Here is a 17369-nt window from a genome sequence, read left to right as displayed (position 1 = left end):
ACCCCGGCTTTCGCCGAGGAAATCATTCCCTTCACCAGGGACCGCGACATTGCCGAGGCTTTCGCTGATTCGGGCTATACGGGCGATGACGCCACCGGCATGGCGGAGGCGATCGGCAAGCTGCTCAACGCACCGGCGCTGAAGGCCGGAACCGTGCTGCGCGTCGGGCTCGAGGTACATGGCGACGCCGCCAAGGTCGTTCGCACCAGCGTCTATGACAAGACAACGCACATCGTCACCATCGCGCTCGACGACCGCGGCCAGTACGTGCCGGCGCAGGAACCGGAGCCGAACCCCGAATTGCTGACAGCGTTCGATGATTCGTCGGCGCCGGTGGTGGTGCGCGGCAATCTGCCGAACGTCTATGACGGCATCTACCGCGCCGCCTATTCCTATGGCATGTCGAAGAAGCTGACCCAGCAATTGGTCAAGCTCCTGGCCTCCGGCGTCGACTTCCAGTCCAGGCTCAATCCATCGGACCGCATCGACGTGCTGTTCTCGCAGCCGGACGGCGACGACCAGGCCTCCGACGAATCGGAACTGCTCTATGTCTCGTCGACCTTCGGCGGCCAGACACGCAATTTCTACCGCTTCCAGATGCAGGACGGCTCGACCGACTATTTCGACGAGGACGGATCGAGCGCCGAGCAGTTCCTGCTGCGCAATCCCCTGCCGGCCGGGAAATTCCGCTCCGGCTTCGGCGCCCGCCGACATCCGATCCTCGGTTATGTCCGCATGCATACCGGCGTCGACTGGGCGGCGCCGATCGGAACGCCGATCATCGCCGCCGGCAACGGCACCATCGAAAAGGCCGGCTGGGCCGGCGGCTACGGCAAACAGATCATCATCCGCCATGCCAATGGCTACGAGACCTCCTACAATCACCAGAGCGCCTTTGCCAAAGGCATCGAACCGGGCGTTCATGTCCGCCAGGGCCAGACCATCGGCTTCCTCGGTCAGACCGGCCTCTCCACCGGCCCGCATCTTCACTACGAGCTGATCGTCAACGGCACCAAGGTCGACCCGATGCGCGTGCGCCTGCCGGTCGGCAAGGTGCTGAAGGGCGACGACCTGGTCGCTTTCAAGCGCGAGCGCGAGCGCATCGATGAACTGCTCAAGCAGGAAGACAGCAATCCGCTGAAGGTCGCGAGCGCCAAGATCGAAGGCTAATGCATGTCGCCCAGAAGTGTGCCGCGGTTCTGGGACAACGACATGCCTCAAAACAAACACTTAAAGCGCGTCGTATGAATCCGTTTCAGCGCGACGCGCTTTAAGCCGTCACACTCGACGCCGGCGAATCATAATCGCCCCATCAGAGCATTCCGAATCGGGTCGGCTCCGAATCAGGTCGACTGCTCCTCTTCGGCTCGTGACCAAGGCAGCTTTTGCCCCGAAACGGTGGCCCAGGCGATAATAGCGGCAAGCAGGCAAAGCACGGCCGTCACTGTCGACACGGCCGCGAACGCCGCATCGCTGGCGGCGAGCCGTGTTGCATCAAGGTCTGGCGCCAGGCCGGCCAATGCCGGTTCGCCGAATCCCGGAATGCCCGGCCTAGCGCTGGTATCGAGCATCGTCGAATAGACCCAGGCCGCGAGCGAGCCCATCGCCGCCACAGCAATCAGCCCGCCAATGCGCGAAACCGCATTGTTGATGCCGGAAGCGGCGCCGGTATCCTTGTCCTCGACCGCGGTCATGACCGCCGTCGACAGCGGCGACACCACCAGCGCCATGCCGAGCCCCATCACGGCCATCAGCGGAAAGATACCGGTCCAGAAATTGTGCATGCCGGCATGAGTGAGCAAAGCCAGCCCGGCAAAGGCGATGGCAACTACCAGGCAGCCGCTGGCGATCGGAAAACGCGGACCGATGCGATCCGACCACTGGCCGACGAGACCCGACAGCAGCGCGATCGACGCCGACAGCGGCAGGAAGATGAAACCGACCTCTTTGGTGCTCAGCCCCCATCCGGCGATCAACAGCATCGGCAGGTAGAACAGATTGGCCGACAGGGCGAAATACAGGAAGAAGGTGGCGAGGTTGGCGCCGGCAAAGGCGCCGATCCGAAACAGCTTGAGATCGATCATCGGCTCGCGCTGCCGAAGCTCGAAGACGATGAAGATGATAAGCAGCACGGCGCCTGCGGCGATGCTCGGCCCCGACATCAGCCCGCTGCCTTCGGCGCTCATCGAGGTCAGTCCGTAGGCAAGCGCCCCGAAGGCAAGCGTGGCGAGAGCGGCGCCGCCGAGATCGAGGCTTCGCTTCTCCGTCGGCGCGTCGGCGGGAATCTTGGCCAGCAGGAGATAGATCGAGATCAGCCCGAGCGGCAGGTTGACGGCGAAGATCGCCCGCCAGATACCGCCGCCAAAGGCCGACAGAACGAAGCCGCCGAGCACCGGACCGAGCGCAGTCGTCAGCGCCGAGGCGGCGGCCCAGATGCCGATCGCCCGGCCGCGCTCCTTCTTCGGATAGGCCTTGGCGATGATGGCGAGGCTGCCCGGCACCATGATCGCCGCACCAATGCCCTGAATGGCGCGAAAGGCGATGAGCACCAGCGCATTCGGCGCCACCGCGCAGGCCAGCGAAGCGACGATGAACAGCGCAATGCCGGCAACGAAGGCGCGCCTGAGGCCAAACCGGTCGCCGGCGGCGCCGCCGGCCAGAATCAGCGCCGACAGCGTCAGCGCATAGGCGTTGGAAATCCACTGGACCTCGGCCAGGCTGGCGCCGAGGTCGACGCGCATTGCCGGCATGGCAATGGCCAGGATCGACCCGTCGATGAAGCCGAGCGCTGACGCCAGGATCGCCGCTACCAGCACGAACTTGCGCTGCGACTGCGGGCAAAATGTACCGTTGGAAAGCGACCTGGTCAGGGGAACGGCTGCGGCTTCGCTCGGAGACTTCATGAGCGTCTGCTTAGACTTGTTGCGGGCCGGCAACAACCAGCCAGCACCCTGCGCTCATGAATCCAGCTTTGGATATCGGCCTGCCTTATGGGCAGGCCGATATCACTGCGCTGGAGCGCTCACTTGCTCCGCAACATCATCGGCCGAGGGACCGCCGACGAACTCGACGGTGACGCCCGGCGACACCAGCTTGGCCAGTTCACGCGCATCCCAATTTGTCAGGCGCACGCAGCCATGGCTTTCGGTCTTGCCGATCTTGGAGGGATCGGGCGTGCCGTGAATGCCATAGGTCGGCTTGTCCAGCGCGATCCACACCGAGCCGACCGGGCCGTTCGGACCCGGCGGGATGGTCAGGATCTTGTCGTTCTGGCCCTGCTTGAAATTGATGCTGGGGTTGTAGGTGTAGTTCGGATCGAGCGCGACGCGCGACACCGTATGGGTGCCGGTCGGCGAGGGCGTGTCGGCTGAACCGATGGTGGCCGGATAGGCCGCGACCAGCTTGCCACCGGCGTCATAGGCGAACACCTGCTTCTTGTCCTTGTCGGCGACGATGCGGGCAACCGGCATCGCCACCAGCCTGCCGAAATTGGCGACCTTGATGATGGTGCCGGGACGGCTGAAGTCGGCCTCGGGATTGAGCCCCTTCAGGTAGTTCTCGTCCATGTGGAACCGTTCGGCCAGGGCTTCGGTGACGGAGGTGTAAGCCATGCGGTCGAGCTGCGCCTTCTGGCTGTAATCCTCCGGTATCGAGGCGACATAAGGCCCGGCCGCGTCCTCGGGCGTGATCGTATAATTGGCGAAAGCATCGCCACCGGTTTGCGCCAGCGCAGCCTGGATGCCGACCGCGTCGGTCGAGCGCAGATTGCTGCCGGTGATCTGGTTATAGGCGGCAAGCGCCTTGTCGACATTGGAGCCGAAGCGCCCGTCGACGACGCCGGGTGAAGCGCCGGCGCGGTCGAGCAGCACTTGCAAGGCGGCTACATCCTGGCGTGCGCCGAGTGAAAGCGAGGGATCGACCACGGTCTTGCCACCGGCTTTCGGCGGCAGCGCGGCCTGGTCGGCGGGCGCCGCCGGTTCGGCGGGATCGATAGAGGCTTCGTTCAGCGGCTGGCGCTTGACGGGCCGCGGTTCAGCGGATTTCGGCGCTTCCGGATAGGTGTCGCTGTCATTGGCATCATCCTGCGGAGCGGCCCCCAGGAATCTGTCGCTTTCAGGATCGTATTCATCAACCGGCGGGCCGGGGATTCGTCCCTGATCGTCCAGTTGCCTGCGGCGGAAACGCGCCATGTCTTCGGGATCGTCGAGATAGTAGCGGTCGTCGTCTTCGACCGGTGCGCGTCCAAGCTCACGTGCCCGCATTTCCCGGCGCAGCGCGCGGCGGTCGAGCCTGGTCTGCGGCGGCTGGATGGCGATGACCTTGCCGGTCTCGGCATCGACGATGACGCGGTTGCCCCTGGCGTCGTAATAGATGTCGAGATTGCCGTCCTGGGCAAGCACAATGCCGCCGCTATCGGCGGCGCGGACGGCCGGCAGTGCGTTGTCCACAGTCGGCGATCCCATGGCGCTGGACGTGAGCAGCCCGGGGCGAGCACCGAAAAGGCAAGGATCGTGCGGAACATGGTGGTCAAACTCTCCGGTACTTACAGCGCCGCGCGTCCGTTTGGACGCGCAAAGGACGCTGTAACACTTCATGTCTGCGCATGATCCTTTCCGAAAATCGAATTTCGATTTTCGGGGTCATGCGTAATTGCCGCCGCCCGGCAGTGTTCCCACCAGAACGTTCTCGCCACCGTTTGGATGCGCAAGGAACGCCCTGATCGTCAAAAGCCTGCAGGCAAACCCCTTCGCCAGCAAACCACAACATAAGCTTTCCAACATGAACCGGGCATGAAGATGGCGGATTACTGGTTGCTACAGGCCCAATTCCTTGCGCGTCTGCTTCGTCAGCTTGAGGACGACGAGGCGGTGGCTTTCGCCGAGATAGTCCTTCAGCGCATCATCATCCATGCTCTGGCTTGTCTGACGCTGGATCCATTTCATGCCGCGCGAGGCGAGATAGGGCGCCGGCCGGCAGCCGGGCTGATCCTTCAGCACGTCATAAGCCATTTCAGAGCATTTGAAGGTGACGAAGACGCCACCCTCCCGGTCATGGCCGGCGATGGTGAAGACCTTGCCACCGACTTTCCAGACATCGGCCCCGCCCCACTGCACGACATGCGTCGTCTGCGGCAGCGAGGCGCAGAAGCTGTTGTAGTCGTCCAGCGTCATCTGCACCCCCGTCAAAGGATTGTTGTTTCATAAGAAAATGCCGCGCGTCCGGTCGGACGCGCGGCGTTGGATCAGGCTGCCGCGTCGGTCGGCACCACAGTGGGCCTGGACCGGAAATTCAACCGGTCGGAGCCGGCGGTGACCTTGACGGTCGAGCCGTCGAGTATCTCGCCAAGCAGGATTTTTTCCGCCAGCGGATCTTGCAGGTCCTTCTGCATCACCCGCTTCAGCGGCCGCGCGCCATAGGCCGGGTCGTAGCCCTTCGCCGCCAGCCAGTCGATCGAATCCTGGTCTAGCGACAGTGTGATCTTGCGGTCGGCGAGCAGGCTTTCCAGCCGCTTGAGCTGGATCTCGACGATGCGGCCCATATCCTGCCGGCGCAGCCGGTGGAACAGGATCACCTCGTCGACGCGGTTGAGGAACTCCGGCCTGAACGAGGCTCTCACCACGCTCATAACCTCGTCGCGCACGGCATCGACGTCCTGCTCTTCGCCGAGATTGACCAGATATTCGGCGCCGAGGTTCGACGTCATGACGATCAGCGTGTTGCGGAAGTCGACCGTGCGGCCCTGCCCGTCGGTCAGCCGCCCGTCGTCGAGCACCTGCAACAGCACGTTGAAGACATCCGGATGCGCCTTCTCGATCTCGTCGAACAGCACGACCTGATAGGGCCGGCGCCGCACCGCTTCGGTCAGCGCACCGCCTTCCTCATAGCCGACATAACCGGGAGGCGCTCCGATCAGCCGGGCGACCGAGTGCTTCTCCATGTATTCCGACATGTCGATGCGCACCATAGCGCTCTCGTCGTCGAACAGGAAATTGGCCAGCGCCTTGGTCAGTTCGGTCTTGCCGACGCCGGTCGGTCCGAGGAACATGAACGAGCCGATCGGCCGGTTCGGATCCTGCAGCCCGGCCCGGGCACGACGCACGGCCTTGGACACCGCCTGTACCGCTTCGCCCTGGCCGACGACTCGCTTGCCGATCTCGTCTTCCATGCGCAGCAGCTTGTCGCGCTCGCCCTGCAGCATCTTGTCGACCGGAATGCCGGTCCAACGCGACACGATATGGGCGACGTGGTCGGGCGTGACCACCTCTTCGACCATGCCGGCCTTGCCGTCCTGGGCTTCGGCTTCCTTCAGCTTCTTTTCCAGTTCCGGGATCTTGCCATAGGCAAGCTCGCCGGCGCGCTGGAATTCACCCTTGCGCTGGGCAATGGCGAGGTCGTTGCGGGCCGCGTCGAGCTGCTTCTTGAGGTCAGCGGCGAGGCCAAGCTTCTGCTTCTCCGACTGCCATTTGGCGGTGATCTCGGTCGATTCCTCCTCGAGGCCGACGAGTTCCTTTTCGAGACGCGCGAGCCGGTCCTTTGACGCCTCGTCCTTCTCGACCTTCAGTGCCTCGCGCTCGATCTTGAGCTGCATGATGCGGCGATCGATCTCGTCCAGCGCCTCGGGCTTGGAATCGACCTGCATCCTCAGCCGCGACGCGGCTTCGTCGACAAGGTCGATCGCCTTGTCCGGCAGGAAACGGTCGGCGATGTAGCGGTTGGACAAGGTCGCCGCCGCGACCAGCGCCGAATCCGAGATGCGCACCTTGTGGTGCTGCTCGTACTTCTCCTTCAGGCCACGCAGGATCGACACGGTATCTTCCACCGACGGCTCGTTGACGAAGACCGGCTGGAACCGGCGGGCAAGGGCCGCGTCCTTCTCGACATGCTTCCTGTATTCATCGAGCGTGGTCGCGCCGACGCAGTGCAGTTCGCCGCGCGCCAGCGCCGGCTTCAACAGGTTCGAAGCGTCCATGGCGCCATCGGCCTTGCCGGCGCCGACCAGCGTGTGCATCTCGTCGATGAACAGGATGATGCCCCCGGCCGCCGAGGTGACTTCGTTGAGCACGGCCTTCAGCCGCTCCTCGAACTCGCCGCGATATTTGGCGCCGGCAATCAGCGCGCCCATGTCGAGCGCCATCAACTGCTTGTCCTTCAGCGATTCGGGCACGTCGCCATTGACGATGCGCAGCGCCAGACCTTCGGCGATCGCCGTTTTGCCGACGCCCGGCTCGCCGATCAGCACCGGGTTGTTCTTGGTACGCCGCGACAGCACCTGGATGGTGCGGCGGATCTCGTCGTCACGGCCAATCACAGGGTCGAGCTTGCCGGCGCGGGCATCGGCGGTGAGGTCGCGCGCGTATTTCTTCAGCGCGTCATAGCCCTGCTCGGCGCTCGCCGAATCGGCGGTACGGCCCTTGCGGACGTCGTTGATCACCTGGTTCAGCGCCTGCGCTGTGACGCCGGCCTTGGACAGGATATCGGCCGTCTTGGCCGACTTCTCCATCGCCAGCGCCTGCAGCAGCCGCTCGACCGTGACAAAACTGTCGCCGGCTTTCTTGGCCAATTCCTCGGCGGTCGAAAACACCTTGGCCAGCGGCTGCGCCAGATAAAGCTGGCCGTTGCCGCCTTCCACCTTGGGCATGGCCTCAAGGGCGGTCTCGACGCCAAGCTTGACGTCGCGCACGTTGCCGCCGGCGCGCTCGATCAGCGAGGCGGCCAGCCCCTCGTCGTCATCGACGAGGACCTTCAGCATATGTTCGGGAGTGAATTGCTGGTGATTGCGCGAGAGCGCCATGGTCTGGGCGGACTGAATGAATCCGCGGACGCGCTCGGAGTATTTCTCGAGGTTCATATCTGTCTCCTTCCATCACCGGCCCGCTTTGCGGCACCGGATCAGATTGCGGTGACGGACCCGCTCATCCGAGCCGGGTCCAGTTCACGCCAGATATGGGGCGCAAGCCATTGCCGCTCAAGACGTCCGGCTGATGATATTGCATGGCCGAGCAAACGAAAACGGCGGAGATTTCTCTCCGCCGTTTCATCGACTTATGTCTTGTGGGTCAGTTGTTGGCGTCGACGGCGAACGGGTCGCCGGCAGGGCTTTCGGCCGGCGCCGCATCCACCACGTCAACAGCGGCAGCGGTCTCGCCGGCGCCATCCACCACCTGGCCACCACCAGACTGTTCGTCACCGACCTGATCGGCATTGTTGCGCGGGCGGCGCGGACGCCGCGGGCGACGGGCAGCGCCGCTCTCGGCGGCTGCCTCATTGAGTTCGGCCCGGGCGGCAAGAGCCGCCGGCGACAGGTTTTCGTACAGCGGCGCCGGCTCGGAGAAACCGCTCTCGGCTTCGGGCTCAACGGCGGAAACGGTTTCCGCCTGTGCCGGGGTTTCGGTGAAGCGCTGCTGGTCGCCGCGCTGGCCGTTCTGCTCGCCACGCTGGGCAAAGTCGCCACGCTGGTCGTTCTGGCCATAGCCGCCATTGGGGCGGCGGTCACGGTTGCGGCCATTGTTGTCGCGGCCGTTGTTGTTGCGGCCATTATTGTCACGGCCATTATTATCACGGCCACTGTTGTTCTCGCGGCCGTTTTCCTGGCCGTATGCGAGTTCGGCCGGCGTGCCCTCAATCGTCGGCTGCGGACCGTTGCCGTGGTTCGCCATCGGCGCTTGAGTCTCGCCGCCATTGCCGCTGCCGGCATTGTCAAAATCGTCGCGATCTTCATCGTCGTCGAATTCGTCGCGGTTCTGCGGGGCATTCTGGATCGGCATCTGCGCCTGTGCGGCGGCAATGATGCGGTTGTAGTGCTCGGCGTGCTGGAGGTAATTTTCCGCCATAACCCGGTCGCCGGCGCTTTGCGCATCACGGGCCAGAGTGGCGTATTTTTCGGCGATCTGCTGAGCCGATCCACGGATTTTCACGTCCGGGCCGTTGCTCTCGTAGTTGCGCGTCAGGGGATTTGGGCCCTTGCGGTTGTTGTTGTTGTTATTGTTGTTGCCACCGCCGCCGCCATTGTTGTTGCGACCGCGCATGCGCCTGTTCTGCTGTTGTGGCCTCATAAGACTCTCTTCATTTTGAAATTTTCGAAAAACGTTTCGCGAACGGAGGCGCTCATGCAGCCAGCCGTTTCGTTTCTTCACCGGCGTTCGCCCGCATCAATTGCGTTGGCGCCACGTGTCATCCTGTTCCGGTTACATCACTTGCCGGACGATTCCCGCACGAAGCTTGGGCGTCGTTTGCGCAAGAAGGCAGCTATTTCCAAGGAAAACCGAATCGCTAAGAGCACTGCCTGCTTCGTCTCATCCGGTTAGGGCGGACCCTAGCCGCATTCCCCGGCATTGCCAAGCGCTTTTTTGCACTGCGTCAAGGCTTTCCCTGTTCAAACATAAGAACCCTGTCGTTTCCGCCAAGATCGACAAATGCCCCGGCCAGCCTGTAGCCGGCTGCCGCGAATATGTCTTTGACCTCATTGCGCTGCGTGTGGCCGATCTCGACCGCTATCTTGCCTTCTGCTTCCAGAAACTTTGCCGCCTCGGCGGCGATGATCCTGTAGGGGCCAAGACCGTCCACACCGCCATCAAGGGCTCTGTGCGGATCGAAATCGCGGACCTCGTCCTGCAGATTTCCAATGTCTCCAGACGATATATAGGGAGGGTTTGCGGCAATTACATGGTATCGGCCCGAAACTTTTTCGAACCAGTCGGACTGCAGCCCCACGAACCGGCCGGCGAGTCCGAGTTGCTCGGCATTGCGTATCGCGGTTGCCAGCGCGTCTTGTGAAATATCGACCCCGGTGGCGGTCGCGGCCGGAACCGCGCTGAGCAGCGCCAGCGCAATCGCGCCGGTACCGGTGCCGAGATCGAGGATACGGCATTCCCCCAGCCTTTTGGCCGTCGCGCCGGCAAAAGGCAGGATCGCCTCGACCAGCGTTTCGGTGTCCGGCCGCGGCTCCAGCGTTTCCGGCGACAGCGACAGCCGCAGGCCGTAAAACTCGCGAAACCCGAGGATGCGGTGCACCGGTTCGCAGGCCATGCGGCGCTGCAGAGCAGCGCCGATTGCGGCAACCGCACCCGCATCGACCGTCCGTTGCGGGTCGGCGATCGCCTGCGTACGGTCCGTGCCGGAAAAATGTTCGACGATCAGCCTGGCATCCAGCGCCGGGTCGGAAAGGCCGGCCGCGGCAAGCCGCTCCCGCGCCGCCCGCAACAACGGCCCGAGCGCGCCGGGCAACATGTCAGCCATCGAGGCCGATATCGGCGAGCAGCTTCGACTGATGGTCGGCGATCAGCGCATTGATGACCTCGTCGAGCTCGCCCATCATCACCCGGTCGAGCTTGTAGAGCGTCAGGTTGATACGATGGTCGGTAAGGCGGCCCTGCGGGAAATTGTAGGTGCGGATGCGCTCCGAACGGTCGCCCGAACCAACCTGCGATTTGCGTGACTCCGAGCGCTCCTCGTCTGCCTTGCTGCGCTCGAGGTCGTAAAGCCGCGCACGCAGGATCTGCATGGCTTTCGCCCGGTTCTGATGCTGCGACTTCTCCGCCTGCACCACCATGATACCGGTCGGCAAATGGGTGATGCGCACCGCAGAATCGGTGGTGTTGACGTGCTGGCCGCCCGAACCCGAGGCGCGCATCGTGTCGATCCGGATGTCTTCGGCGCGAATGTCGATGTCGACCTCTTCGGCCTCCGGCAGTACGGCCACCGTCGCCGCCGAAGTGTGGATGCGCCCGCTGGCCTCGGTCGCCGGCACGCGCTGCACGCGGTGCACGCCGGATTCAAATTTCAGATGGGCAAAGACTCCCCTACCGGAAATGGTGGCGATGATTTCCTTGAAGCCGCCGGCATCGCCGTCGCTGGCCGACACCGTCTCGAAGCGCCAGCCGCGTTCGGCGGCATAGCGCTCATACATGCGAAAAAGGTCGCCGGCGAACAATGCCGCCTCGTCGCCGCCGGTGCCGGCGCGGATTTCAAGGATGGCGTTCTTGTCGTCGGCCGCATCCTTGGGCAACAACAGGATCTGGATGTCCTTCTGCAGCTCTTCGATACGCGCTTCGACGCCGGGCAGATCTGCCTCCGCCAGGGCCCGCATCTCGGCATCGGTGCCCTTGTCGGCAAGCATCGCCTCGAGGTCGGCTTGCTCGCGCTCGACTGAGCGCAGTTCCCTGACCTTGGCCACCATGTCCTGCAGCTCGGCATATTCCGAGGCCATCTTCACATAGGCATCGGCCGCCGGGCCGGCCGACATCTGCGCTTCGAGCATCTCGAAACGCTTGACGACCTGATCCATACGCTCGCGGGGAAGATTGACCATGGCTAATGCTATAGCGGGATGGAGCGGTCGTCGGCGAAGGCCTGCAGCAGCGCCCGCATCGGCAGCCCTTGAGCTGGCGCCATCAGATTGTCGGCAAAGAAAGCCTCCAATTCTTCCAGTGGCAGTTCGGTCAACATCGCCTTGACCGGGCCGATCGAGGCTGGAGACATCGAGATCGAGCGGTAGCCAAGGCCGATCAGCGCCATGGCGGAAATGGGTTTTCCGGCAAGCTCGCCGCACAGCGTCACCGGCGTGTGGTTGCGAACCCCGGCGTCGGCGATCTGCTTCAGAACCCGCAGGAAAGGCGTCGAAAGCGTGTCGAAGCGGTCGGAGAGCTGCGTGTTCCCCCGATCGACCGCCATGACGAACTGGAACAGGTCGTTGGAGCCGACCGAGACGAAATCGACCGCCTTCATCAACTCGTCGAGCTGGAACAGCAGCGACGGCACTTCCAGCATGGCGCCCACCTTGAGGCTGGTCGGCAGATGGTGGGCAAAGCGGGAGAGATGCCGCACTTCGCGGTCGATGATCTCGCGCGCCTGGGCGATTTCGCCGAGTTCGGTCACCATCGGCAGCATCAGCTTCAGTTCGCGCCCGCCGCAGGCCTTCAGCAGAGCGCGGATCTGAGTCCTGAGCAGACCCGGCCGGTCGAGCGTCAGCCGGATCGCGCGCCAGCCGAGCGCAGGGTTTTCTTCCTGGATGGCGCCCTTGAAGTAGGGCAGCACCTTGTCGCCGCCGATGTCGATGGTGCGGAAGGTGACCGGCTTGCCGCGCGCCGCGTCCAGCACGTCGCGGTAGAGCCGCTCCTGCGCCTCGGCGCGCGGGAAGGTCGAGGCGACCATGAACTGCAATTCGGTGCGGAACAGGCCGATGCCGGCGGCACCCGCCTCGGCCAGCTGCGGCAGGTCGACCGCCAGGCCCGCATTCATCAGCAGGTCGACCTGGACGCCGTCCTTGGTCACCGACGGCTTCTTGCGCAGTTCCCGGTAGACTTCCTGCCGGCGCGCCCGGAAGCGCACTTTTTCGGCATAGGCGGCTTCGAGGTCCGGCTGCGGCCGCAGATGGATGGTGCCTTCCTCGCCGTCGACGATGATGGCATCGCCGTTTTCCGCCATGGAAACGGCGCCCTTCATCTGGCCGGCGACCGGAATGCCCATGGCGCGCGCGACGATGACGACATGGCTGGTGGCAGCGCCGTCTTCCAGCACCACGCCGCGCAGCTTGTCCCTGGGATAATCAAGCAGTTCGGCCGCGCCCATCGAGCGCGCGACCAGGATGGCATCCTTCGGCAGTGACGCCGCTACGTCGTCAGGCCCGCGCCCCATCAGCTGGCGCAGCAGCCGGTTGGCGAGATCGTCGAAGTCGCTCATCCTCTCGCGCAAATAAGGATCGGTCATGTGCAGCATGCGGGCGCGCATGTCGCTTTGGACCTTTTCCACCGCCGCTTCCGCTGTCAGGCCGTTGCGGATCGCCTCTTCCAGCCGACGCACCCAGCCGCGGTCGTTGGCAAACATGCGATACGCTTCGAGCACCTCGCGATGTTCGCCCTCGAAGGCGACATCGCGCCGCTCCAGCATGTCGTCGATGGAAAGCCTGAGCGAACCGAGCGACGTCTCCAGCCGGCGCACCTCTTCCTCACTGTCCTCGTTGAACAGATTGGTGACGACGATGCGTGGCTCATGCAGCACGACATGGCCGAGGCCGACGCCCTCGTTGAAGGACAGGCCGGTAAAGCTGACGGGACGGCGCAGGTCGAGTTCGAGGCCGGGCCGGGTCAGGCGCGCGAGATCCCCGGTGGCGATCATCTCGGCGATCACCATGGCGGTCGTTTCCAACGCCTCGACCTCGTCGTCGCGGTAGTGGCGCATGGTCTTGTTCTGCACCACCAGCACGCCCAGCGTGCGCCCTGCCCTGAGTACGGGCACGCCGAGGAAGGAATTGTAGATCTCTTCGCCCGTCTCCGGCAGGTAGGCGAAGGCCGGATGTTCCTGCGCATTGGAGAGGTTGAGCGGCCGCGCGCTCGCAGCAATGGTGCCGACGAGGCCCTGCCCCAGCCGCAGTTGCGCCAAATGGACGGCGTTCGGGTTCAGACCTTCGGTGGCATAGAGTTCGAGCACCGAATCGGCGCGCAGCACATAGAGCGAGCAGACCTCGGCGACCATGTTGGAGGCGATGTCGCGCACGATCCGGTCGAGCCGCTCCTGCGGCTCCAGCGGCTCCTGCATGAGCTCGCGGAGCCGTTTCAGCAGAACGCGCGGGCCACTGGCCGTATCACGCATCGCGGCTTCTTCTCCAATGGGCATTTTGCCCGCCGCAGTTTCCACTGCGACCGGCGCACACGCAACAACTCAAATCGCTCTCGCTACTGCTTATCCAGACCGTACACGGAATGCAAAGTACGAACCGCGAGTTCCGTGTAGGGACCGTCGATCAGTATCGAAATCTTGATCTCGGAGGTGGTGATGGCGCGGATGTTGATCGCCTTGTCGGCCAGCGCCTTGAAAGCGGTGGCGGCCACACCGGCATGGCTGCGCATGCCGATGCCGATGACCGAAACCTTCGACATGCCGGCTTCCGACTGCACCACGTCATAGCCGATCGAAGCCTTCAGACGCTCCAGCACGGCCAACGCCTTGTCCACGTCGCCGGACGGCACGGTGAAGGTCATGTCGGTGAACTTGCCGTCCTCTGAGATGTTCTGGACGATCATGTCGACATTGATGTTGGCCTCGGCCAGCGGGCCGAAAATGCCGGCGGCAACGCCCGGGCGGTCGCCGACGCGACGCAGAGAAATCTGCGCTTCGTCCTTGGCGTAGGCAATTCCGGTGACGACCTGCTGTTCCACGATCTCTTCCTCGTCGCAAATGAGCGTTCCCGGAGGATTGAGCAAATCCCCCATTCCGGGCGCATCGGGGTCGTCGAAGGACGACCGCACGAACGTACGCACCCTGTGCACCATGGCAAGCTCGACCGAGCGCACCTGCAAGACCTTGGCGCCGAGCGACGCCATTTCGAGCATTTCCTCGAACGAAATCTTGTTGAGCCGCCGCGCCTTCGGCTCGATGCGCGGATCGGTGGTGTAGACGCCGTCGACATCGGTGTAGATGTCGCAACGGTCGGCCTTGACCGCCGCGGCAATGGCCACCGCGCTTGTGTCGGAGCCGCCGCGGCCGAGCGTGGCGATGCGGTTGTCCGGGCCGATGCCCTGGAAGCCGGCGACGACAGCCACCTGGCCCTCGCCGAAGCGCTTGATCAGGAACGCGCCGTCAATGTCGAGGATGCGCGCCGCGCCATGCGCGTTGTCGGTCTTGATCGGGATCTGCCAGCCCTGCCAGGAGCGGGCATGGACGCCCATATTCTGCAGTGTGATCGCCAGCAGGCCGGCAGTCACCTGCTCGCCCGAGGCGACCACGGCGTCATACTCGCGCGCGTCGTGCATGGGCGAGGCTTCGCGCGTCCAGCCAACCAGTTCGTTGGTCTTGCCCGCCATCGCCGAAACCACGACAGCGACCTCATGGCCGGCATCGACCTCGCGTTTGACGTGACGCGCCACATTGCGGATGCGGGCGATGTCGGCGACGGAGGTTCCGCCGAATTTCATCACGATGCGCGCCATGGAAGCGAAATGCCTTTGACTGAAGCCGGCCCAGGACCGAAAGGGGAAGTAAGCGCTCGACAGAAGCCGGCCGCTGAATGCGCGCCTCCTTAGCCAAATGATCACGGTTTCGCAAGGCTGGCGGCGGATGCCGGCTTCAGGATCGCGGCATATTGCGTTCGGCCCCGCCGCCGCTTACCAAATGCTGCCCGCGGGAAACTCCTTTTGGTCCGGCATATCGAATGATTGTTCGCCTTCGACGCGCCATGCGGTGGCAATCGCTGCCGCTGTTCATCGGCTTCGCCGTGCTGGCGTTGATCGTCGGCACACGCGCCGTGCTGGTCGAGACCCAGAGAGCCAATCGTGAGGCCGCGCGCGAGGCGGTCGAGTATCAGGAATTGCTTTCCGGTTTGCTTGCGATGGCTCAGGAGGCCGAGACCAGCCAGCGCGGCTATCTCCTGACCGGCGAGAAATCCTACCTCCAGCCTTATCGGCAGGCGGTCGACGCCATTCCGGGCCAGCTTGCCCGCATCGACGGCATGACCGCGCCGGACGACGAACTCGTGCAGCAGATCAACCACGTCAAGGACGCGCTTTCACAAAACCAGGCCGAATTGGCTGAGACGATTGCACTCTACGATCGCGGCGATGCGGCAAAAGCTCTGGAACTGGTCCGCAGCGGCCAGGGCAAGGCCGCCATGGACCAGATCCGGGCCAGCATGGACACGATCCGGCGCATTGGCGGCGCAGCCATCGCCGCGCGCGACGCTCATACCGACCGGGTCGAAAACTGGCTGCGAATCGGCTCGATAGCGGCGCTGCTGGCGATCTTCCTGCTTGGCGCCTACACGGTTCGCCTTTCGCGCCGCCGGTTCCGCGCAGTGGCGATCGCCCAGGAAGAGCTGATGCGCAAGAACATCGAGCTCGGCAACGAAATCCAGACGCGTGAAAAGGCCGAATCGCAGATCCGCCAGATGCAGAAGATGGAGGCTGTGGGCCAGCTGACCGGCGGTATCGCCCACGATTTCAACAACATGCTGGCGGTGATCATCAGCGCCATGAACCTCGCCCAGCGCAAGCTGACGCGGGGCGAGCACGACATCATGAAATTCATCGAAGCGGCGACCGATGCGGCGACCCGGGCCGCAAACTTGACGTCACGGCTGCTTGCCTTCTCGCGCCAGCAGCCGCTCGCGCCTCAGGTTGTAGACGCCAATCGTCTGGTCGCCGGCATGTCGGACCTGCTTCGGCGGGCGCTCGGCGAAACCATCCGCATCGAAACCGTGCTGGCTGGCGGCCTGTGGAAGACCCATGCCGATTCGAGCCAGCTCGAAAATGCCATTCTCAACCTGGCGGTCAATGCGCGCGACGCCATGGGCGAGGACGGCAAGATGACCATCGAGACCGCCAACAGCCACCTCGACGAGGGCTACGCCGCCACCCATGCCGAGGTCAAAGCCGGCCAGTATGTAATGATTGCGGTCAGCGACACCGGCGCCGGCATGCCGGCGGACGTCATGGAGCGGGCTTTCGAGCCATTTTTCACCACCAAGCCGGTCGACAAGGGCACCGGCCTCGGGCTGAGCCAAGTGTTCGGCTTCGTCAAACAGTCCGGCGGACACGTCAAGATTTACTCGGAACCCGGCCAAGGCACCACGATCAGGATCTACCTGCCGCGCTTCTTCGGCCCGGAAGAGGCCGCCATATCTTCGGAACGAGCCGGAAATCCTGCCGTGCCGGTCACCGAAACCATCCTTGTCGTGGAGGACGATCCACGCGTGCGGGCTTCCACCACGGATGCCATGCGCGAACTCGGCTACACCGTCATTCATGCCGCAAGCGGCCAGGAAGCGCTGGAAAAGCTGGGCGACAACCCTGGTGTGGCGCTCATGTTCACCGATATCGTCATGCCGGTGATGAATGGCCGCAAGCTCGCGGAGGAGGCGCTGGCGCGCATGCCGAAGCTGAAGGTGATCTTCACCACCGGCTTCACCAGGAACGCCGTCGTCCACAATGGCGTGCTCGACCATGACGTGCATTTCCTGGCCAAGCCCTTCACCATCGAGCAGCTGGCGGCGAAATTGCGCGACGTGCTGGACGCAAAATGACCGAGACCCTGGAAATCGTCACCTTTCGCCTCAAGCCTGGAGCGGAAGCGGGCTTTGCCGCCGCCAACGACCTGGTCGCCGACTGGCTGGCGCGGCAACCTGGTTTCGTAAACCGCTGCCTGGCGCGGCGGGACGATGGCGGATGGGTCGATGTGGTGCGCTGGCGAAGTCGCGAGCAGGCTCTCGCCGCCGCAGGCCGGATCATGGCCGAGATCGGCGATTGCGAAGCGATGCGGGCCATCGATCCCGCAAGTGTTGCGATGGAACATGCGGCGATTGTGATCTCGAGGCCATAGGTCGACTAGCCAGCAGTCGCAAAAACGGGCCTTGACTTTCTTGCCCCGGCACCCGACTTCCT

At 63.9% G+C, this 17369-nt stretch carries 11 protein-coding genes and 1 pseudogene (1 of these 12 cut by a window edge); 3 read left to right on the top strand and 9 right to left on the bottom strand.

The features are described 5' to 3' along the window. A protein-coding gene (locus tag NKL06_RS20705; protein ID WP_023693987.1) for a M23 family metallopeptidase crosses the window boundary here: on the top strand, positions 1-1170 show its 3' portion. The gene continues 801 nt to the left of window position 1, outside the view; only the last 1170 of its 1971 coding nucleotides appear in the window; the start codon falls outside the window, past its left edge; the stop codon is at positions 1168-1170. Between the two features lie 173 nt (positions 1171-1343). Here NKL06_RS20705 and NKL06_RS20700 read toward each other — a convergent pair whose 3' ends face one another. From NKL06_RS20700 to NKL06_RS20660, 9 genes and pseudogenes are all read right to left on the bottom strand, one after another. Further along, positions 1344-2903, bottom strand: a complete 1560-nt coding sequence (locus NKL06_RS20700; RefSeq protein WP_023693988.1) for an MFS transporter — start codon at positions 2901-2903, stop codon at positions 1344-1346. A gap of 102 nt (positions 2904-3005) precedes the next feature. After that, positions 3006-4522 (bottom strand): annotated as a pseudogene (locus tag NKL06_RS20695) (L,D-transpeptidase family protein). A gap of 292 nt (positions 4523-4814) precedes the next feature. Next, positions 4815-5171 carry an MmcQ/YjbR family DNA-binding protein gene (locus NKL06_RS20690; RefSeq protein ID WP_023685771.1) on the bottom strand — a complete coding sequence of 119 codons (357 nt, stop codon included), beginning with the start codon at positions 5169-5171 and terminating at the stop codon, positions 4815-4817. 71 nt (positions 5172-5242) lie between these two features. Continuing rightward, the gene (clpB, locus tag NKL06_RS20685; RefSeq protein ID WP_023672968.1) at positions 5243-7849 is read right to left on the bottom strand and encodes an ATP-dependent chaperone ClpB; all 2607 of its coding nucleotides are present in this window, start codon (positions 7847-7849) and stop codon (positions 5243-5245) included. Positions 7850-8057: 208 nt separating this feature from the next. Next, the gene (locus NKL06_RS20680; protein WP_023693990.1) at positions 8058-9053 is read right to left on the bottom strand and encodes a DUF4167 domain-containing protein; all 996 of its coding nucleotides are present in this window, start codon (positions 9051-9053) and stop codon (positions 8058-8060) included. Positions 9054-9357: 304 nt separating this feature from the next. Then, positions 9358-10236, bottom strand: coding sequence for a peptide chain release factor N(5)-glutamine methyltransferase (prmC, locus tag NKL06_RS20675; RefSeq protein ID WP_023693991.1), 879 nt, complete (start codon positions 10234-10236; stop codon positions 9358-9360). Then, on the bottom strand, positions 10229-11308 hold the full coding sequence (gene prfA / locus NKL06_RS20670; RefSeq protein WP_023672971.1) for a peptide chain release factor 1: 1080 nt from the start codon (positions 11306-11308) through the stop codon (positions 10229-10231). Before prfA ends, prmC begins: the two co-directional genes overlap by 8 nt. Before the next feature lie 8 nt (positions 11309-11316). Next, positions 11317-13587 (bottom strand): phosphoenolpyruvate--protein phosphotransferase, encoded by a 2271-nt coding sequence (gene ptsP, locus NKL06_RS20665; protein WP_023693992.1) that lies wholly within the window; start codon positions 13585-13587, stop codon positions 11317-11319. An 83-nt stretch (positions 13588-13670) separates the two neighbouring features. After that, positions 13671-14924, bottom strand: coding sequence for an aspartate kinase (locus NKL06_RS20660; protein ID WP_023685777.1), 1254 nt, complete (start codon positions 14922-14924; stop codon positions 13671-13673). A gap of 245 nt (positions 14925-15169) precedes the next feature. On the opposite strand from NKL06_RS20660, the gene NKL06_RS20655 reads away from it, so the two are divergent. Together NKL06_RS20655 and NKL06_RS20650 are read left to right on the top strand one after the other, a co-directional pair. Next, positions 15170-17011 carry a CHASE3 domain-containing protein gene (locus tag NKL06_RS20655; protein ID WP_023693993.1) on the top strand — a complete coding sequence of 614 codons (1842 nt, stop codon included), beginning with the start codon at positions 15170-15172 and terminating at the stop codon, positions 17009-17011. After that, positions 17008-17307 carry an antibiotic biosynthesis monooxygenase family protein gene (locus NKL06_RS20650; protein ID WP_023693994.1) on the top strand — a complete coding sequence of 100 codons (300 nt, stop codon included), beginning with the start codon at positions 17008-17010 and terminating at the stop codon, positions 17305-17307. Before NKL06_RS20655 ends, NKL06_RS20650 begins: the two co-directional genes overlap by 4 nt. The last annotated feature ends 62 nt before the right edge of the window (positions 17308-17369 follow it).

Origin of the sequence: Mesorhizobium sp. C268A (assembly GCF_040324475.1) — a bacterium.
In the GTDB taxonomy this organism is placed as follows: domain Bacteria; phylum Pseudomonadota; class Alphaproteobacteria; order Rhizobiales; family Rhizobiaceae; genus Mesorhizobium.
The sequence above is the reverse complement of the archived record's forward strand: the minus strand, read 5'-3'. Positions and strand labels throughout refer to the sequence as shown.